We start from the raw sequence: 19,803 nt of genomic DNA on the forward strand, positions 1-19,803 counted from the left end.
GTCTTCGTTCTCGTCGAAGTCGCCGTCGGGGTCGAGGATCGAGTCCAGGTGCGCCACCAGTGGCGCGAAGTCGTCGGGCCGCCTCGTCGAGGCGAGACCGACCAACTGCTGTTCGGCGCGATCGCGGGTCTGCGGATCCACAGTCGCCGGTAGGTGTCGGAAGAATTCGCGGATCATCTGCACGTGCTGGGCATCGAGCAACCCTGCCCGTACCGCTGCAGCGGTGCGCGGTAACAAGGGAGGCAGCATTTCGCCGGACAGTGCGGTGCGGTCACCCAACTCTGCGGCCAGACGTACTCGCGCACCGGCTGTTCGTGGGGTGATTCGCAGCATCCATGCCACCGAGCACGGCACCGAACCCGGATAGACGTCGAGGCCGTGTTGTGCGATCAGTTCGTTGAGCCAGGTGTGCGAGTACGCCGTCACAGACCGCGACACGGTTTCCATGCGTTGGATCACCGCACGCCGGTCGGCATTCGACCACGATACCGACGCCTGCCCCGCCAACTCCGCGACCGCCGACTCCACCGCCTCGACCAACCCCGCCAAGACAGGGTCGGACACGTCAGGGGCAGGCGGCACCGTTTCGATGCCGTCCACCCCTGATCCGCCGTCCCCCGAAAGCATGAACAGAATCTACCGCGACCCACCGACAAGTATTCGAACGTACGTTCCCGCATCATTGGGCTGTCGCTGCGGCCCAGCTGGAGTCGGAGCACGGCACTATGCGGCCAATTACATATGGACCAAAAGTGTGACGTTGTCGGTTTTGTGCAACCACGAGTCGCGAAGATGCTGGTGGCGGCGTTCAATATCCCCCAAGGCGGACGTAACGACCACAGCAGCGTTGCTCGCATCGGTGACGAAAGCCACTGCTCGACGGTATCTCCGAACGCGACTGTCGAGCCGGTGTCCAATGTTGTGTGTTGACCCAGTGGGGATGATCGACATGAACGACTCGTGTGGCTCCGCGCTTTCGTGCAGTTCACCCAAGGACATGATCACCCGTCTCCAGTTCGGCACCGCCGACCTGTGGCCAGAGGGCGCGGCGCTTCCTGCCCGCTGGCGCTACATGGCCGATCTGGTCGACTCCGATCGCGGCATTCTCGCTGAGCTCCACGGTTCGGTGTCGACTCCGGTGGCGGATGCTCTCGCTGCGGCTGCGGAACTGTGCAGACAATCGGCCGATGAGCCTGTGACCACCGGAGACTGGGCGCTACTCGGACGAGCACTGGCGTGGCTCGGCCCCGGCGGTTCCGATATCGATCGCGCGTTGCTTGCTGTGGGAGAAGAATTGACACTGATCGGTCTCGACGGTGCGGAACAGGACTTCTCGGTCGCGACCTGGCTCTGCATGGACGTCCTCGTCCGATTCGCTCATGCGGGCGAAGCGATCGACTACTGGGTGCACCGCGTAAATGCGCCAGAGTTGAACAAAGTTGCGTCGCATGATGATTCGAGATCTTGCGCGAGTGGGAGCGCTGGACTGGCGCTGGCCGTCTGAACGGTAGGCGTCGGTCCGACCGCGCTTCTCGCGTCTACTATCGGCGGGTTTTCCTACCCCGGTTGGCAACCGGGGCGATGCTCTCGTAGTATCGGAAACTGTAGGACCATCCAGAGCGACCGAGAGACCTGGCTCTATGACGTCGCAGCAACCCCCCGCTCGTCGGGTGAGGGTGCTACCGCCGGGACCGATGGAGGATTGCACGTGAACACCCGAGTTGCCGCAGGCTTCGTCAACGGTTGCCGCCGTCTCCATGTCGATCTGTGCCGCCTCAACGGTTCGACCTGTCGCAGCTGACATTTCGTCACAACTCGTACTTCACACCTCACCTCATCATCTGCGCGCACTCCTTCCTGGGCACACCCAGCTCGGATGCGGGATCGTGCGCGCGATCGACCAGATATCGGAGACGCCTACGTGTCCACTCGTCCTGCATTCCTGGTGGCCGGCCTGATCGCCACTGCGGCCACAGTCCTCGCCGGATGCGCCGGTGGTGCCGCCACCACGGCCGCCGACGCCGGTCCGGCCCAGCCCGGCGGAACTCTGCGTTACGGCTTGTCCGGGGCCCCGACCTGCTCGGATCCCGCCCAGTCCGGCACCAACCAGACCATCTACGTCACCCGTCAGGTCGTCGATTCACTCACCGATCAGAACCCCGAAACCGGTGAGATCGAACCGTGGCTGGCCGAGCGGTGGGACGTGGGTGCCGATGCGAAATCCTTCACATTCACGCTGAAGGACGGCGTCACCTTCAGTGACGGCACGGTGCTCGACGCGGCGGCGGTGAAGGCGAATTTCGACGCGATCATCGGCCTCGGCGCAGCGAAGGCACCGTTGGCGGCGAGCTATCTGACCGGTTATCAGAGCGCCACGGTGGTCGACCCCTCGACGGTGCGCATCGACTTCGCAGCACCGAATGCGCAGTTCCTGCAGGCGAGTTCGACACCTCAGCTCGGAGTTCAATCCATCGCGACCTCGGCGCAGTCGGCCGAGTCGCGGTGCTTGGGTACCAATATCGGATCGGGACCGTTCACCTACGCGGATTACCAGCAGGACCGGTCAGTCATTCTGGCCAAGCGAAGCGGATACAACTGGGGTTCAGCGGTATTCGGTCACACCGGCGAGGCCTATCTCGATCGCATCGAATTCACCATCGTGCCCGAGTCGGGCGTTCGCACAGGAAGCTTGTCCTCCGATCAGCTCGACGCCGTCAGCGACGCGTTGCCGCAGGACGCTCCGCAGATCGAAGCGACCGGCGGCCGAATTCTGACCACCTCGAACCCGGGAGTCCCGTTCGGCATTCAGCCCAACGTAACTCGCGGTGCGCTACAAGACCCCGCCGTCCGGACGGCCCTGGTACCGGCGATCAACCGTCAGGAACTCGTCGATACCGTGCTCGGGCCCGACTTCCGCACGGCGACAAGCACGTTGGCCAGCGCCACCCCAGGTTACGTCGAACTCGCCGATGTCACCTACGATCCCGAGAAGTCGAAATCGCTGCTCGACGACGCCGGCTGGGTTCCCGGTGCCGACGGAATCCGTGAAAAGGACGGGCAGAGGCTGAGTTTCGAGGTCATGTACTCCGCAGTGTTCGCTGGCAACCAGGCGATCCTGGAGTTGACGCAGCAGCAGCTACGTGCGGTGGGCGTCGACCTGCAGCTCGAGTTGGTCTCGACGTCCGAGGCGACAGCACGTCAGGGCACCAAGGACTACGACTCCACGTACTACAACAGCACCCGCGCCGACGGCGACATTCTGCGCACCACGTTCGCCGCCGACGGACGTAACCTGAACGCGCGCAACCCAATTCCCGATCTGGATGCTTCGCTGACCGATCAGCTCTCGACCACCGATGCAACGGCGCGCAACGACATCCTCGCCACCGCTCAGCAGCAGGTGCTCGACAACGGACTGTGGATCCCCACCATCGAGCTGTCGCAGGCCGTCGGCGCGGCGTCGAAAGTGCAGGACCTGAAGTTCGAGGCCTCCGCTCGACTGCAGTTCTTCGATACCTGGCTGAGCGCATGATCCGGTACCTCGGGCAGCGCGTACTGCAGGCAGTGGCAGTGCTGTGGGCCGCGTTCACCATCTCGTTCGGCGTGCTGTTCCTGCTGCCCTCGGACCCGGTCAGTCTCGCTGTCGACTCTGCCGGTTCGGGCACACCGGTCGACGCGGCGGCCGTCGCAGAATTGCAGGCCCGCTACGGTTTGGACCAGCCGGTGTGGGTGCAGTACTGGCATTCGCTGTCTGGGGCTGTGCAGGGCGATTTCGGATTGTCCATCGCCACCGGACAGCCGGTGACGACGGCGATCCTCGATGCCGTGCCGAGCACGCTCGGCCTCGCAGGCACCGCACTGGTATTGGCGGTCGTGTTCGGGTCGGCACTGGCGTACGCCGCGACGTACACCCGAACGCCGTGGCTGAAAAATCTGTTGTTCGCACTCCCGCCGCTCGGGGTGGCTGTACCGACCTTCTGGGTGGGACTGCTGTTACTGCAACTGTTCTCGTTCCAGTTGAGGTGGTTCCCGGCCTTCGGTGACGCCGGAGCGGCTGCACTGGTGTTGCCTGCGGTCACATTGGCATTGCCGACCGGTGCGGTCATCGCTCAGGTGTTGGCCACCAGCATGTCGACTACCTGGAAGCAGCCGTTCGTCGATGTTGCTCGCGCCAAGGGCGTCTCGCGGCTACGGGTGCAAACGCGGCATATAGCGCGGCTGTCGTCCATCCCGGCTTTCACGATCGCGGGTGTGTTGGTGGGGACGCTGCTCGCCGGATCGGTCGTCGTCGAGACGGTCTTCTCGCGGGCCGGAGTGGGACGGCTGACCCAGACCTCGGTGTTGGCCCAGGACATTCCGGTGGTACAGGGCATCGTGGTGCTGACCTCGCTGGTGTTCGTCGTGGTGAACCTGGCCGTGGACCTGCTGTATCCGCTGATAGACCCGCGCATCGTGCGCGAGTACAAGCCTGCGCGCGAAGTCGCGGAACCGGAGAAAGCTCATGTCTGACATTCTGATTCGTGACCGCGAGGTTCGGGCAGAGGCGTTGCTCGAGGCAGAGCCGGTGCCGTCGACAGCTCGGCGTCGCCGGGTTGTGACGGACGCCCGGAAGCACGTGTGGCTTGCCTTGTCTGCGCTCGTGCTGCTGCTCGCGCTGGGATTCGCACTCTTCCCCTCCGTGTTCGCGAGCGGAGACCCGTTGGTGGGCGTGCCCGCCGACAAGCTCCAGGCCCCCAGTACCGCACATTGGTTCGGCACCGACAACATCGGCCGTGACGTCTTCACCCGCGTGGTGCACGGCTCCGGTCTGTCGTTGACCGCGACACTGCTCGCCGTCGGGATCGCACTGGTCGTCGGATCGCTCGTCGGCCTGATCTCCGGGGCAGTCGGGGGCCTCGTCGACGCCGTGCTGATGCGCATCGTCGATGTGCTGCTCTCGATTCCGACGCTGTTGCTGTCGCTGGCCCTGGTCACAGCGCTCGGCTTCGGAACCGTCAACGTCGCCATCGCCGTGGGGGTCACCCTCATCGCCAACTTCGCCCGGGTCATGCGGTCGGAGGTGTTGCGTGTGCGTCGATCGCTGTATGTCGAGGCGGCGTACGCCTCGGGTGTGCGATGGTTCGACGTCTTTCGCCGACACATCCTCCGCAACTCGTACGGTCCCGTGATTGCCCTCGCAGCAGTCGAATTCGGTATGGCGGTCCTGGCGGTCTCGGCGTTGAGCTTCCTGGGATTCGGCGCTGTTCCGCCTACACCGGAGTGGGGATCGCTGATCTCCGAGGGTCGGAACTTCCTCGCCACCGCTTGGTGGATGACCACCTTACCGGGCCTGGTGATCGTGGCAGTCGTGCTGTCCGCGCACCGTCTCGGGCACGCACTCGAGAGGCGATCCGAATGAGCCCCATCCTCGAAGTCGACAACCTCTCGGTCGGCTACGGCACGACGACGGCCGTGCGCGGAATTTCGTTCACCGTCGAACGCGGCGAGGTACTGGCCGTCGTAGGCGAATCCGGTTCGGGAAAATCCACCACGGCCCACGCGGTCATCGGCTTGCTGGCCGGCAACGGTCGGATCCGAAGTGGCTCGGTGACCTTCGACGGCCGGCGCCTGGACACCGCGTCGGACAAGACACTGAATCGCTTGCGCGGTCGGCATATCGGGCTCGTCCCGCAGGATCCGACCACCTCACTGAACCCCGTCGTACGCGTCGGAGACCAGGTGGCCGAGGTGCTGCGTGTGCACGGGTTGGCAGATCGGCGTACCGCGAAGCTCGAGGCGATCCGCATTCTCACCGACGCGGGCCTCGACAACCCCGAGGTGCGGGCACGCCAGTACCCGCAGGACCTGTCCGGTGGGCAGCGGCAGCGGGTACTGATCGGTACCGCTCTCGCGTGCCGCCCCGAACTGGTGATCGCAGACGAACCGACCAGCGCCCTTGACGTCACCGTGCAACGACGCATCCTCGACCATCTGGACGCCCGAATTGCCGAGACGGGTGCCGCAGTTCTGTTGATCACGCACGATCTGGGCGTTGCGGCCGATCGCGCCGACCGGCTGGTCGTCATGAGTGGTGGTGAGATCGTCGAAACCGGTCCGACTGCAGAGGTGTTGGCGAACCCCACCCATCCCTACACACAGAAGCTGCTCGCGGCCGCGCCGTCTCTGAACTCGACGCTCCGTGCGGCCAGGACGGGTGCGGGCGATCCAATTCTGTCCGTCTCGTCGGTGTCGAAGCGTTTCGCCATCGGACGAGGCGTTCACCTGGATGCGGTGCGAGACGCCACGATCACGGTCGAGCGGGGTCGAACCGTCTCTGTCGTCGGCGAATCCGGTTCGGGGAAGTCCACCCTGGCGCGTATCGCGATCGGCCTGGAAACACCCTCCGCGGGCACGGTCACGTTCGACGGAATCGAGCTGACCGGCCTTCGTGGCACGGCGAGGCGGGAGCTGCGGCGTCGAGTCCAGATCGTCTATCAGAACCCGTACGCATCACTGAACCCGAAGTTGCGCGTCGGCGAGATCGTGCGAGAACCGCTGGACGCGTTCAAGATCGGGACGTCGCGAGACCGCTCGGCGCGTGCCGCGGAACTGCTCGACCAAGTGGCTCTGAGCAGTGACCACCTGGCGCGTCGCCCGGCCGAGTTGTCGGGTGGTCAGCGTCAACGCGTCGCAATCGCTCGGGCACTGGCGTTGGCACCGGAGGTGGTGGTGCTCGACGAGCCCGTGTCGGCCTTGGACGTGTCGGTGCAGGCACAAATTCTTTCGCTGCTCGGCGATCTGCAATCCGAGTTCGGTCTGAGCTATCTGTTCATCTCGCACGACCTGGCCGTGGTTCGCCAGATCAGCGACACCGTGGCTGTGATGCAGTCGGGCGTGATCGTCGAATATGGCAGCACCGCTTCGATATTCGACAACCCCCAGCAGGAATACACCCGCGAGTTGCTCGCGGCCATCCCAGGAACAGCGACACAGAGAGTGGGTACCGGTGTCTGACAAGCTTTTCGTCACGGCAATCGAACCGAGGGGAACCGGCGCACATCCACAGGCGTGGCGGCGACAGGATTCTCGCGCCGAGGAAGTGTTCACCGCGGCATTCTGGATCGAACAACTCCGCGCGGCAGACCAGGCCGGGATCGATCTGGTCTTCCTCGCAGACTCCTTCGCTTCCCGGACCCTCGAGGCGGTTGCCGTGGCAGCCCGGGCTGCTGCGCTCACCGAACGCATCGGTTTGATCCCGACGGTCACCGTCACCCACACCGAGCCGTTCCACATCTCGAAGCAGATCGCGAGTCTGGACTTCGCCTCACACGGTCGCGCAGGTTGGCAGGTCGAGGTGTCCGGCGGCGCGGAGCAGGCAGCACTGTTCGGGCGTAAGGGCGAGCAGGACGAAGAGAGCCTGTGGCAGGAGGCCGACGAGGCCATCGAGGTCGTCACTCGGCTGTGGGACAGCTGGGAGGACGACGTCGAGATTCGAGACGCTGCGACGGGTCGGTTCGTCGACCGAGACAAGTTGCACTACATCGACTTTCTGGGTGAGCACTTCTCGGTGAAAGGGCCGTCCATCACGCCGAGGTCACCTCAAGGACAGCCACTGGTAGCAGTGCGCGCCCACTCCGCCGAATCGACCGCGGTAGCGGCCGCCAGAGCGGACATCGTGCGGATTGCTGCAGACTCGATCGAGGGCGCAGCTGGCCTCGCGGCGCGTGTTCGACGGGCCGTCGTGGCCGAGGGACGCGACCCGGTGGACGTGTTCGTGCTACTCGACGTCGAGACCTTGGTGTCGGAGACCGCGGCCGAAGAATTGGCGCAGCTCGACAACTGGGCAGGTCGGGTACGTACGCCGCAATCGCTGCAGTACGTGGGCGACGTCGCCGGGCTCAACTTGCTTCTCGGAGCGGCCGAATCCGCGGGACTGGACGGGGTCACTCTCGTGCCGCTCGCGCTTCCGTCGGGAGTGAAGACACTCCCGGCCACGGACAGCAGAACCGGAGCGACGGTGCGTGAGCGCCTCGGCCTGGCTCGTCCGACAAATCGTTTTGCAGCACCCGAAAGGAACAGTCGGTGACGATCTCGAAGCGGACCAAGAAGCAGATCCACCTCGGCGCGCATTTCCCTGGCGTCAACAACACCACCGTCTGGACCGACCCGGCGTCGAAGAGCCAGATCGAATTCGATTCGTTCGTCCACCTGGCCGAGTCCGCAGAGCGTGGGCTGTTCGACTTCTTCTTCCTCGCCGAAGGTCTGCGATTACGCGAGCATCGCAACAAGATTCACGATCTCGACGTCGTCGGCCGCCCGGACACGCTCACGGTGTTGAACGCGTTGGCATCGGTGACGACGAAGCTCGGACTCGCCGGGACGATCAACACCACGTTCAACGAGCCCTTCGAGCTCGCCAAGCAGTTCTCTTCGCTGGACCACCTGTCCGACGGGCGCGCGGCGTGGAACATGGTGACCTCGTCCGACGCGTTCACCGGAGAGAACTTCCGACGCGGTGGCTACCTCGACCGGGCCGACCGCTACGTGCGAGCGAACGAGATCATCGACGTCGCCCGAGAGTTCTGGGATTCGTGGCAGTCCGATGCGTTCGTCGTCGATCGGGATCGAGGTGTCTTCGGCCGAGAATCCGAGATCCGCACGGTCTCGCATTCGGGTCGTCAATTCGATGTGACGGGCCGCTTCACGTTGCCGCGCAGTCCGCAGGGACACCCGGTGTTGTTGCAGGCCGGCGATTCCGACGAAGGTCGTGAGTTCGGTGCGGCCAAGGCGGATGCGATCTTCACCATCCACGGGACGCTGGAGGACGGGCAGAAGTTCTACACCGACGTCAAGGGAAGGTTGGCCAAATACGGCCGCGAGCACGCCGACCTGAAGGTGCTACCCGCCGCCACGTTCGTCCTCGGGGACTCGGCCCAGGATGCAGCCGAGAAGGCCGACCACATACGGCACCAACAGGTCAGCGGCAAGACGGCAATCTCGTTTCTGGAGCAGGTGTGGGGACGAGACCTGTCCGACTACGACCCGGACGGACCGTTGCCCGACGTCGAGCCGAGTGGTGACGTGAGCATCACCCGTGGTCGCGCTCGCCACGGTGACCCGAGAACCCTTGCGCAGCAGTACCGTGAGCGTGCCGAGGCCGAGAACCTGAGCATCCGGGAGCTCATCATCGCGGTGACGACCCGGCAGCAGTTCGTCGGAACGCCGGCACAGGTAGCAGAGGACATCGACAGCTACGTCCAGAACGATGCGTGCGACGGGTTCATCCTCGTCCCGCACATCACACCGGCCGGGCTCGACGAGTTCGTCGACAAAGTCGTCCCACAACTGCAGGATCGCGGTAGTTTCCGTACCGAGTACACCGGGAACACGCTGCGTGATCACCTCGGTCTGCGTCACCCGTACCAACAGCGTGAAGGAGTGCGAGCATCGTGAGTGAATTCGAGCAGGACTGGAAGCAGTGGCACGCGGACCGGGAAGCGTCCTACGGCGATCCATTGGGGTGGTTGTCGCTGACCGGATTGTATTGGCTCACCGACGAGTTCGAGATCGTTGCCGATCTGCCCGGCCGATGGCGGGCCGACTCGGACTCGGTGACCGTCGAGGGAGTGGACGGGGTGACGACTCTGAATCCGGTGGAGGGTGCGCCCGGGATCCTCGTCGACGACGGTGAACGCCGTATCGAGGTCATCCGCCGCACCGGCGCGGTGGCGCTACGGGTCCACGATCCTAAAGCCTCGACCCTGCAGTCCTACAACGGAATACCGGCCTTCGAGCCCAGTGAGGAGTTCGTGGCCCGTGCCACGTTCACGCCCTACGACGCCCCGGTCACCGTGACGACAGGTGCCGTGGTCGAGGGTCTCGAACACCACCACACTGCGGTGGGCACCCTCGATTTCGAGCTGGCCGGTACAGCCCAGCAGTTGGTTGCGTTCGGCGGCAACGACACTGGTCTGAAGGTTCTGTTCACCGATGCCACGAGCGGGGTCACCACGTACCCGGCAGCGCGGATCCTTGCTGTGGCGGAACCCCAGGATGGCTCCGTGACACTCGATTTCAACCGAGCAGCGAACCTGCCGTGCGCGTTCACCGACTACGCGACGTGCCCGGTCGCGCCGGCGGAGAACCGGCTGACGGTGGCTGTCGAAGCAGGGGAGAAGACGCCCGGATGACGCGCGTGCCGCTGTCCGTTCTCGACCTGGCACCGATCAGCGCTGGGTCGAGCACTGCTCAGGCGCTCCGGAATTCGCTCGATCTGGCACGACAGGCCGAAGAGTGGGGCTACGAGCGCTACTGGGTTGCCGAGCATCACTTCGTCGCTGCGGCCAGTTCTGCGCCTGCCGTACTGGTGGGTTTGATTGCGGCTGCCACCAACCGCATTCGTGTCGGATCGGCTGCGGTCCAGCTCGGTTTCACGACAGCTGCTGCCGTTGTGGAGTCCTTCGGAACGGTGGACGCGCTGTATCCGGGTCGTATCGATCTTGGTGTGGGTCGATCCGGGCAGCGCAGAGCAGCAGCCCTGACCGGTGCACAGCAGGCTGCGCCCGAGCACGCGGTGTCATCGGAACCCGGTGGACTGTTCCCAGTGGCGCCCGCTGCGGCGACCCCGCGAACGACCCCGCTGCTGGCTGCGTCTCTGGCTGCGCTGCAGCAGCCGCACGCTGAGGTCCCGGAATTCGTCGATCAACTCGACGACCTTGTTGCGCTGCTTGCCGGTAGCTACGAGCGCGACGGGGTGCCGTTGACGGCACGCCCGGGTGTCGGGGCCGATGTGGCGCTGTGGCTGTTCGGCAGCAGCGCTGGGCCGACTGCCCGTGAGGCCGGTGCCCGCGGTCTGCCGTTCGCGGCGAGTTATCACTTCAGCCCGGGGACGACTCTCGAGGCGATCGACGAGTATCGCCGTGCTTTCGTGCCGTCGGCCGGGTTGTCCTCGCCGTACGTGGCGGTGTCGGCCGATGTGGTTGTTGCAGAAACGGATTCGCAGGCCCGTGAGCTGGCAGCGTCTTTCCCGCAATGGGTGCACAGCATTCGCAGCGGTCGAGGTGCGATCGAGTACCCGGATCCGAAGAACGTGGCACCGCTGACCGGCGAGCAATACGAGCTCGTCGCTGATCGAGTGGACACTCAGATCGTCGGATCTGCGGCGACGGTCGCGGTGAAGCTCGACGCCCTGCAGGAAGCGACCGATGCGGACGAACTCGTGCTCACCTCGGTCACATACGACCATGAGGACCGGCTGCGCTCGTACGAATTGCTCGGTAGGGAATGGGGACTGCCGCGCCTGCGGATCTGAGCGGAACATTTGCGTCGTGGTGACCGTTGTACCGCGCATGACACGAGTTGCAGTTGCAGCGTCCTACGGTGGACCGGACGTCATCGAGATCGTCGAACGAGAGCTGCCTGAACCGTCCGAGGGCCAGGTTCTGGTCGAGGTCAAGGCGATCGGCGTCAACCCCTTCGACTACAAGAGCTACAGCGGCGCCTTCGGTACCGACGGGTCGAAGCTTCCGATTGCGTTGGGCAGCGAGGCGTCGGGCATCGTGGTGGCGGTCGGAGGAACCGTCGAGGGCCCGGTCGGTCCTGTCGCCGTCGGCGACGCGGTGGTTGTCTCCGGCCAGAACGGTACGTACGCCGAGAGGATTCTGGTTCCTGCGCGGTTCGTGTTCCAGAAGCCGGAAGCGTTGGACTGGAACGTTGCTGCGGGAGTACTCGCCGTGGCTGGAACGGCCTACGACGCACTCGAATCCGTCGATGTCACGAGCGGAGACACTGTTCTCGTGCATGGAGCGGCAGGCGGCGTCGGGTCCGTGGTGGCTCAGCTCGCTCTGGAGCGCGGGGCCACCGTCATCGGGACTGCGCGCCAACAGAACCACGACGCGCTCCGGTCCTACGGTGTCGAGCCCGTCGAATACGGCGACGGACTGATCGACCGGGTACGAGCAGCCGCACCGAATGGGGTGGATGCGGCAATCGACACGGTGGGCACCGAGGAGGCCGTCGACGTCTCTCTCGAATTACTACCGGACAGAGCGAGATTGGTCAGCACGGCCGCCTTCGGGCGAGCTTCGGCAGACGGGTTCCTCACCGTCGGTGGGCCGGTGAGTATGGAGCGTCGACGCCTCGCATCCCCGGTGCTGTTGGAGCAGGCGGGTGCAGGCGTATTCGAGGTCACGGTTGCCAAGACGTTTCCCCTCGCCGATGCGGCGAGAGCACACGCCGAGCTGCAGTCGACGCACCCGCGCGGCAAGTTCATCCTGATTCCTTGACGAGTACCGGGGGCTCAGAACGCTTCACGAGCTCGTACTCGGACCGATGAACTCCTCGGTCACTCTCTGCGCGATGCCGTCGGGATAGGGGCCGGGGAGGATGAGAACGACATGATCGAATCCGGCGGCCACCGCGTCGCCGATGTCGTTTCTCAACCTCTCGGGTTCTTCGAACGACACCCCGAGAGCGATCGATCGGGTGATCGCCCCTGGATCGCGCCCGATCTCGGCGCAGTACCGGTCGAGTAGTCTGCCTCTGTCCAGTGCGTCGGCCAGGTCCCCACCGGGAATGTTCCATACGTCGGCGTGTTCGGCGACGAGGCGCAGCACTCCTGCCGCCCGGCCGCCGATCACGATCGGCGGGCCCGGTCGCTGAATCGGTTTCGGATTCTGGAACGCCCCGACGAGGTCGACGTGGTTGCGGTGAAAGTCGAAGGGCTCACTCTCGGTCCAGAGCCTACGAATCACCGTGAGCGATTCACTCAGTCGCGCAACAGCATTCGCAGCGTCGCTGTAGGGCAGCCCGCTCCCGTCGTACTCCCGTCTCGCCATCGGCACGCTCGGCCGTGATCCGGCACCGATGCCGAAGTCCAGCCGCCCGTCCGAGACCGTGTCGACCGTGACGGCGATCTTCGCGAGAATCGCGGGTGGACGGATCCGATTGCTGGTGACCATGATTCCCAATCGCAACCGCTCGGTGCGAGCGGCCAATGCGGACAGCATGGTCCAGCCTTCGAAGATCGGGCCGTCGAGGTCACCGCCGATGGGCATGAGGTGATCGAACAGCCACGCGTGCTCGATTTCCGGAATGCCGTCTGCCTCGCGCCACACCCGGAGCAGGTCGGCGTAGGAGACGTTCTGGGGAGGGGTCATGATCCCGTAGCTGACCATGTCAGCGTCTCCGCAGGGAGGCGTCGAGCAGTGCCGGCGGGGTGTCGAACTTGTCGTCCGGCGCGAGATCGACTCCCGGAGCCACGATCTCGTCGATCCTGTCGAGGACATCGGCCGGGAGGACGGTGTCGGCGGCAGCGAGCTGCGAGTGTAGGTGCTCGACGGTACGCGGCCCGACTATCGCGCTGGTGACTCCCGGATGAGCCGTCACGAAACCGAGTGCGAGTTGGATCAGTGTCAGTCCGGCTTCGTCGGCAACGCCGACCAGTTTCTCGACGGCGTCGAGTTTGGCCCGTCCCGTGGGAGTGTCCGTGCCGAATCGCTCGGGCATCATCGCCGCGCGGTTGGTGGTGGCCTCTCGCCCGGCCCGGATGGCTCCGGAGAGGAAGCCGCCCGCCAGGGGACTCCACGCGAGAACGCCCATTCCGTACTCCTGCGCGACCGGGAGGACGTGGGATTCGATGCCGCGCTGCAGGATCGAGTACGGCGGCTGCTCGGTGACGAACCGCCCGAGACGGTGCTCCCGTGCGGTCCACTGCGCCTGCACGATTCGGTAAGCCGGATAGGTGGAGGAGCCGAAGTATCGAATCTTCCCGGCACGCTGCAGATCTGTCAGCGCCGAGAGGGTTTCCTCGTCGCTCGTTGTGGGGTCCCAGCGGTGTATCTGGTAGAGGTCGACGTGATCGGTACCGAGTCGGCGCAGACTGTTCTCCAGTTCGGTGACGATCCAGCGGCGGGAGCTGCCCTGATGATTGCGTTCGTCGCCCATGGGGTTGAACACTTTGGTGGCCAGCACGATGTTCTCGCGCCGACCTTCGATCGCCTTGCCGACCATTTCCTCGGATTGTCCCTGGCTGTACATGTCCGCGGTGTCGATGAGGTTGATACCGCCCTCGAGTGCGGCGTCGACGATCGCGGTTGCCTCGTCTTGCGTGGTGCGTCCGATGGCACCGAAGTTCATCGCGCCGAGCGAGAGAGTGCTGACCTGGACGCCGGTGCGTCCCAGTGTGCGGTACTGCATGGGGATCTCCTTGTGGCCTCTGGAGGGGTTACTCTGCGAGTAAGCGGAACAACGTTCCGTAAACAAACATACGGAACGTTGTTCCGTTTGTCGATGGCTGGAGGAACAGTGACCGAGGCCGAAGCCGAGCAGCCCAGAAAGCGGGCGGATGCGAGGCGCAACGAAGCGACCCTGCTCGACGCAGCGGCGGCTGCGTTCGTCGAGTCGGGAGTAGAAGTCCCGGTGCGCGATATCGCCAGGCGGGCCGGCGTCGGCGTGGGAACCATCTACCGGCACTTCCCGACGCGGGGCGACCTCGTCGTCGCCGTCTTCCGACATCAGGTGGAGGCCTGCGCCGTCGCCGGTCAGGAGCTTCTCGCCGGCCGCGAATCACCGCACGCGGCGTTGGTGCTCTGGATCGATCGGTTCGTCGACTTCCTGGTCACCAAACACGGTCTGGCCGAGGCCATGCAGTCGGACAGCGCCGGATTCGAGACCTTGCACAGCTACTTCCTGAACCGGCTGGTTCCGGTGTGCGAGTCATTGCTCGACGCCGCTGCGGACTCGGGGGAGATCGCCCCGGGGCAGACCGCATTGGAGTTGATGCGGGCGGTCGGCAACCTGTGCATCGGTCCCACGGACAGCCGCTACGATCCCCGCAAGATGGCGCGGGTGCTGATCGCCGGACTGCGCATCGCGCCGTGATCCGGTCCGTTGTTCGGCCGACCGACGGTTCAGCGGCTGTGCCGCAGTAGTTCTGCCGCGAGCTGGTCGTTGTGTCGGAAGAAGCCGGCGTTGGTCCTCGGCCGCGGAAAGGCGCTCGACCACGTGTGTCCGGCGACCCACGGACCCACCGCGTAGCGGTTCTCGGCAACCTCTCCCGACGCGGTGATCAATCGAGAGCGCCCGTCGACTGCTACTTTCGCTGCGCTGTGCTCGGTGGCGCGGATGTCGGTGATGTCGCCGCGCGCATGGAGGGTGCGGAGCAATTCGTCACCGGCGGCGGCGATCGATGCGACGGGTAAGCGCGCGTCGATCAGAGTGTCGGCGTGCACCACCACATCGTGTGCAGAGCTACGGGCGACGAACGACCCGTTCTCCGGGGAGAAGGTGACATCGGGGCCGAGGAAGTGAACGATGTTCGCCCGGCTGAGGGCCAGGAGTTGTTCGAGCCGTTCCGGTGGCGGACCGCTCGCGACGAAACTGAAGAACGAGTGCAGCCACCCTTCCACATCGCCTGCGACCGACTGCGCCGGAATGCGCCCGCGTCGCAACAACTCTCCGATGGTCATGTACACCGAGAGCAGCGCCGAGAAGACGGCGGCATCCGAGCTGTAGTAGGGATCTGCTCGACGACGAAGGTCCGTCTCGATGTAGGTCTGCAGCTCGGTACGTACCTCGTCGAGTCCATCGAAACGCCGTCCGGCAAAGGGTTTGTCGAGCCGTGCCAGATCGATGCGGTCCTCGTCCTTCGGAACGAATTGCTCCACGAAGGCGGTGAGTTCCTGCGATCCCCAGGTGATCTCGCTCAATCCGATCTCGAACTCCGGCCAGGAGCCGACTGTTCGCTCGGGGTGGGCCGTGAACAACTCGTAGTAATGAGCCCAGGCCAGTTCTTTGGATGCGAGCGGCCAGATTTCGTCGCGGAAGTGCAGGGGGCCGTGGCCGGGGAAGGCGTCGGCGGTGAAGAACTTCGGGAGTGGCGGGCGCGCCGCGGCGATGTCGTAGGAGATCTTCGCGTGGTACGGAACTCCGCGCCGCGAACCTGCATAGAGAATCGGTTCGCGGCCGGAGGCGGTGTACTCGAGCACGCCGTCCGCGTTGCGGGCGAACGATCCACCGCGAGTTTCCGCGAGCAACACCATCCAGTCGATGAATGCCAATCCGAGCCCGGCAATCAGCAACGGTTCTCCCGCAGGCGCTCGGCTGGGATCGAGATCTGCGGTGTATCCGGGGCCGATGTACGTCAGCCCATGGGTTCGGGAGAACTCATCGAGCTGTGATTCACGATGCGATGCAAGCGCATCCGGATGTCCCTGGGCCAAGAGCACGGCATCGGTGCGGATGGTCGACCCGTCGTCGAGTAGCAGTACCTGGTCGGCGGTCAGGTCCGTCACCCGTGCTCGATGAACGTGAACGTGCGTGTCGGTGTCGGCAACGGCGTGCTCGAACACCCAGCTGAGGTAGCGACTCTGTAAAGTCCGCGACGCGAAGGAATGCGGACCGAAATCGCGCAGTTCGTCCCGCAATTCGAGGTCCTGGCGCAGGGTGTCGGCATGTTCCAGAACCCACTGCGCCAGCGTCGGACCGGGGCGGATCGGACCGTCGACGACGGTGGTGTCGTCGGTGAACATGGTGACGTCGGCGGCCACCGAATTCATCCACAGCAGCGGTGGTTGACTGCTACGCCAGATGCGACCGGCCCCCGGAGGGAACGGATCGACGACGTGGATGTGCAGCTCCGCATCGGACCGGCGCGCCAGCAGTCGTTCGAGTACACCTGTGCCGCGCGGACCCGCACCCACAATGGCGATAGTGAACGATTTCACCGGCGGCCCTCCATCTGACACTGTCCCACTACGAGAAGTATGCACACGCCGAAAGTCGTTGCTGCAGGGGCAAAAAATCACGATGAGCGAATGTCTTGCGTCCTGGCGGTCGGCTACCCTTGCTTCATGAACTCGTCCGCGGACCACTTGGTCGAGCAGTACCTCGATGCACTTCGACGGGCCGACGTCGATGCGGTCCTGACTCTGTTCGCACCCGGTGCGGTTGTGCACTCGCCGCTGTACGGACCGACGCCCGCATCCGACTTCTATCGCGCGCTTTTCGCGGACACCTCGGGTGCGACGCTGACCTCGAAGGGCGTCGCCGAAGGTCGTACGTCCGAGGGCGCTCGACTCGTCACGTTCTGGTTCCATTTCGACTGGAGACTGCCCTCGGGTGTGGCGGCCCCGTTCGACGTGGTCGACGTCGCCGAACTCGACGAGAACGGACGCATTTCTGCACTGTCCATCGTCTACGACACCGTGGATGTGCGGCCGGTCTTCGAGCGCGAAACCGGGTCCTCGTGGAGGTCGACGTAGGTCGCACGACCTGATCGGTGGCAGCACAGGCATGGGGTCCGGGCCCGCGAAGTGGTGACCTCGTGCTGACACTGCGCGTCTACGTACCGGCGTCTACGTCGTTCGAATCAGCGTGATCGCAACGGGTGTGCTCTACAGCGGATGAACCTAGGGTCCACGTATGACCTGGCTGAAAGCACTGGCGGCGGCGTTGATCGATCGACTCGGAGCTCAGCCTGCCTGCACCGCCGCGGCGCTGGACTTCGGAACTCGTGGTTGAGCCGTCCGGTGAAGATCGTCGGTACAGAGGACGCAGGAACACGACGAGTGCGAAGGGCTGAACCGAGGATGACCGAGACGTTGTACTTCGCCGTCGAACTCGACGGGTTCGACGAGACACCTGCGCTCCTGAAGGAGAACGCGGCCGCCGCCGAACGCGCCGGCTTCACCCTCGTCACCTTCGGTGATTCGCTGGTCTCCTCACGCGAGCGCCTCGATGCAGGTACTCGTGCGGCATTCGTCGCCTCCACCACGTCCACCCTCGGCCTGGCTCCCACGGTCCACACTCTGACGACCGAACCGTTCTTTCTCGCAACACAACTCGCGAGTGTGGACCACGCCTCGCACGGCCGCGGGGCCTGGGTGGTCGGTGTCGACAACAGCGCGGACACTCACGCGGCTGTCGGATCCGAGGTCCGCTCCGAGACCACCGCCGAAGTGCGGGACGTCATCGACGTGGCGGGGCGGCTGTGGGATTCGTGGGAAGACGACGCCGTCGTTCGAGACGCGGAGTCCGGCCGGTATCTCGATCCCGCTCGCGTGCATCACGTGCGCTTCGAGGGCGAATTCTTCGACGTCGTAGGGCCACTGATCACTCCTCGTCCGCCGCAGGGGCAGGTCGTCGTCATCGGCGACGCCGACCTGGGAGTCACCGATCTGCTCGATGTCGCACTCGTACGCGGGGACGGGATCAGCGAGCAGGCCGACACCGCTCGCCGCGACGGAGCCGCGCTGGTGTTCGCCGATATCGACCACCTGTCGAAGGCCGAGGCCCTCGCCGGTGTCGTCGACGGCGTCCGGCTGCACCTCGGTGGTGCGGCGTTGAAAGAGCTTGCGGTACCGGCACATCTGATTCGTCGACCGACGCCGGGACTGTCGCTGCGGGAGAACCTGGGGTTGCCGCGTCCGGTCAGCCGCTACGCCGCGGCTGCGCACGAGTAGAGAAGAGCTGTCATGGGCATCATCGACCATCACCCGGACACCGGCGCACCGTTCGACCCGAACGCGCAGATTCACCTGGGCGTGTTCTATCCAGGGATCGGCGCGCAGACGGTCTGGGAGGATTCGCACGCCCCCGATCAAGTGGCCACCGACACGTTCGTCGAGGTCGCCGTCACACTCGAACGCGGTTTGTTCGACGCGTTCTTTCTCGGGGACGGTCAACGTATCCGAGAAAACCGTGGCGACATTCTCTCCACCGACATCGCCGGCAGGCCCGACGCCATCACGCAACTGGCGGCTCTGGCGTCGGTGACCGAGCGCATCGGACTTGTCGCGACCCAGAACACCACGTACAGCATCCCGGTGGAGTTGGCTCGTCGTTTGGCCAGCCTGGACGCACTGTCGGACGGGCGCGCCGGATGGAACATCGTCACCACCGACAACGCCTGGACGGGTGAAAACTTGAGGCGCGGAGGGTGGTTGGAGCACGAACGCCGTTACGAGCGCGCCACCCAGGTGGTCGAACTGGCGAAGCAGTATTGGGCAGGTTCTCCTGTGGAGTTCCACACCGATCTGCTCGAAGCGGTTGCGGCACCCAACGTTCGGTCCAGTGTGCAAGGTGGGCCGGTGCTGTTCCAGGCCGGCGATTCGCCGGGAGGACGGGACCTCGCAGCCCGGCACGCCGACGTCGTCTTCTCGGCCAACAACGCCTACGACGCAGCGGTGGCCTACGCCAAAGATCTACGTGGCCGGACGGTCGCCTACGGCCGACCCGCCGATGCCGTGAAGATCTTGCCCGGGGTGACCGTCGTACTCGGTGATACCGAAGCCGAGGCCGAAGAGAAGGTGCGGTGGCTTCGATCCAACGCGCACAACGGTGTTCGAGCCATCGCCTTTCTCGAGCACTACTGGGGCAAGGACCTCTCGGCGTACGACCCGGAGGGCCCACTACCCGACATCGATCCGGTGGACGCCGAGCTGGATCCGTCACGCGGCACGCTGTCCATCGACGCTCGGACCGGCAAACTGACTCAGATCGCGCAATGGCGAGCCCTCTCGGAAGAGAAAGGGCTGTCCATCCGAGAGTTGGTGCTCGAAGTGTCGCCGGCGTCGCGCTTCCACTCGGGAACCCCTGCGGCAGTGGCAGACCACTGGGCAGACCTCGTGCGTCACCGTGTGGTCGACGGCTTCAACATCAACCCGTACCACTTGCGCGACGCCATCGGCGATCTGGTCGACAAATTGGTCCCGGCATTGCAGGAGCGAGGGGTGTTCCGTACCGAATACACCTCGACGACGTTGCGGGGACACCTGGGCCTCGACGGTGACGATGCTTCGGAGCGTGCACGGGCGTCGTAGCGGG

General features: G+C 64.9%; 18 protein-coding genes and 1 riboswitch. Of the genes, 14 read left to right on the forward strand and 4 right to left on the reverse strand.

The genetic code is table 11. The annotated features are described in order from the left end of the window. Positions 1-627: DUF222 domain-containing protein (locus CH281_RS04345; RefSeq protein WP_143544757.1), on the reverse strand; the 627-nt coding region annotated here is incomplete at its 3' end. 370 nt (positions 628-997) lie between these two features. On the opposite strand from CH281_RS04345, the gene CH281_RS04350 reads away from it, so the two are divergent. From CH281_RS04350 to CH281_RS04395, 10 genes are all read left to right on the forward strand, one after another. Next, a complete protein-coding gene (locus CH281_RS04350; RefSeq protein ID WP_143544758.1) occupies positions 998-1,504 on the forward strand; it encodes a hypothetical protein in 507 nt (168 codons plus the stop codon). A gap of 103 nt (positions 1,505-1,607) precedes the next feature. Continuing rightward, positions 1,608-1,701, forward strand: a riboswitch (SAM riboswitch). A gap of 220 nt (positions 1,702-1,921) precedes the next feature. After that, entirely contained in the window at positions 1,922-3,532 is a 1,611-nt protein-coding gene (locus CH281_RS04355; protein WP_370878627.1) for an ABC transporter substrate-binding protein, read from the forward strand. After that, entirely contained in the window at positions 3,529-4,509 is a 981-nt protein-coding gene (locus tag CH281_RS04360; protein WP_094693134.1) for an ABC transporter permease, read from the forward strand. Before CH281_RS04355 ends, CH281_RS04360 begins: the two co-directional genes overlap by 4 nt. Next, positions 4,502-5,398 (forward strand): ABC transporter permease, encoded by an 897-nt coding sequence (locus CH281_RS04365; RefSeq protein ID WP_094693136.1) that lies wholly within the window; start codon positions 4,502-4,504, stop codon positions 5,396-5,398. Before CH281_RS04360 ends, CH281_RS04365 begins: the two co-directional genes overlap by 8 nt. Further along, positions 5,395-6,993, forward strand: coding sequence for a dipeptide ABC transporter ATP-binding protein (locus tag CH281_RS04370; protein WP_094693138.1), 1,599 nt, complete (start codon positions 5,395-5,397; stop codon positions 6,991-6,993). The genes CH281_RS04365 and CH281_RS04370 overlap by 4 nt, the downstream gene beginning before the upstream one ends. Then, entirely contained in the window at positions 6,986-8,065 is a 1,080-nt protein-coding gene (locus CH281_RS04375) for an LLM class flavin-dependent oxidoreductase (protein WP_094693140.1), read from the forward strand. Before CH281_RS04370 ends, CH281_RS04375 begins: the two co-directional genes overlap by 8 nt. 2 nt (positions 8,066-8,067) lie before the next feature. After that, positions 8,068-9,432, forward strand: coding sequence for an NtaA/DmoA family FMN-dependent monooxygenase (locus CH281_RS04380; RefSeq protein ID WP_027494262.1), 1,365 nt, complete (start codon positions 8,068-8,070; stop codon positions 9,430-9,432). Next, positions 9,429-10,169 (forward strand): DUF1684 domain-containing protein, encoded by a 741-nt coding sequence (locus tag CH281_RS04385; protein WP_256983359.1) that lies wholly within the window; start codon positions 9,429-9,431, stop codon positions 10,167-10,169. The genes CH281_RS04380 and CH281_RS04385 overlap by 4 nt, the downstream gene beginning before the upstream one ends. Next, positions 10,166-11,290 (forward strand): LLM class flavin-dependent oxidoreductase, encoded by a 1,125-nt coding sequence (locus tag CH281_RS04390; protein WP_027494260.1) that lies wholly within the window; start codon positions 10,166-10,168, stop codon positions 11,288-11,290. Before CH281_RS04385 ends, CH281_RS04390 begins: the two co-directional genes overlap by 4 nt. Positions 11,291-11,327: 37 nt before the next feature. After that, positions 11,328-12,263: an NADP-dependent oxidoreductase gene (locus CH281_RS04395; protein ID WP_027494259.1), complete on the forward strand. Its 936-nt coding sequence runs from the start codon at positions 11,328-11,330 to the stop codon at positions 12,261-12,263. Positions 12,264-12,287: 24 nt separating this feature from the next. Here the strand turns inward: CH281_RS04395 and CH281_RS04400 are convergent, their stop codons facing one another. Together CH281_RS04400 and CH281_RS04405 are read right to left on the reverse strand one after the other, a co-directional pair. Beyond that, a complete protein-coding gene (locus CH281_RS04400) occupies positions 12,288-13,154 on the reverse strand; it encodes an LLM class flavin-dependent oxidoreductase (protein ID WP_027494258.1) in 867 nt (288 codons plus the stop codon). Position 13,155: 1 nt separating this feature from the next. Next, positions 13,156-14,175 (reverse strand): aldo/keto reductase, encoded by a 1,020-nt coding sequence (locus CH281_RS04405; protein ID WP_027494257.1) that lies wholly within the window; start codon positions 14,173-14,175, stop codon positions 13,156-13,158. Between the two features lie 93 nt (positions 14,176-14,268). Between CH281_RS04405 and CH281_RS04410 the strand changes: the two genes are divergently transcribed. After that, positions 14,269-14,859: a TetR/AcrR family transcriptional regulator gene (locus tag CH281_RS04410; protein ID WP_032366694.1), complete on the forward strand. Its 591-nt coding sequence runs from the start codon at positions 14,269-14,271 to the stop codon at positions 14,857-14,859. 29 nt (positions 14,860-14,888) lie between these two features. Here the strand turns inward: CH281_RS04410 and CH281_RS04415 are convergent, their stop codons facing one another. Further along, entirely contained in the window at positions 14,889-16,703 is a 1,815-nt protein-coding gene (locus CH281_RS04415) for an FAD/NAD(P)-binding protein (protein WP_094693142.1), read from the reverse strand. Between the two features lie 126 nt (positions 16,704-16,829). On the opposite strand from CH281_RS04415, the gene CH281_RS04420 reads away from it, so the two are divergent. The 3 genes from CH281_RS04420 to CH281_RS04430 all read left to right on the forward strand — a co-directional run bounded on the left by CH281_RS04420 (position 16,830) and on the right by CH281_RS04430 (position 19,799). Next, positions 16,830-17,240, forward strand: a complete 411-nt coding sequence (locus CH281_RS04420; RefSeq protein ID WP_027494254.1) for a nuclear transport factor 2 family protein — start codon at positions 16,830-16,832, stop codon at positions 17,238-17,240. 327 nt (positions 17,241-17,567) lie between these two features. After that, on the forward strand, positions 17,568-18,440 hold the full coding sequence (locus CH281_RS04425; protein ID WP_027494253.1) for an LLM class flavin-dependent oxidoreductase: 873 nt from the start codon (positions 17,568-17,570) through the stop codon (positions 18,438-18,440). A gap of 12 nt (positions 18,441-18,452) precedes the next feature. Continuing rightward, complete coding sequence (locus tag CH281_RS04430) at positions 18,453-19,799, forward strand: LLM class flavin-dependent oxidoreductase (RefSeq protein WP_027494252.1); 1,347 nt, start codon at positions 18,453-18,455, stop codon at positions 19,797-19,799. The last annotated feature ends 4 nt before the right edge of the window (positions 19,800-19,803 follow it).

Origin of the sequence: Rhodococcus sp. 06-221-2 (assembly GCF_002258365.1) — a bacterium.
GTDB lineage: Bacteria > Actinomycetota > Actinomycetes > Mycobacteriales > Mycobacteriaceae > Rhodococcoides > Rhodococcoides fascians.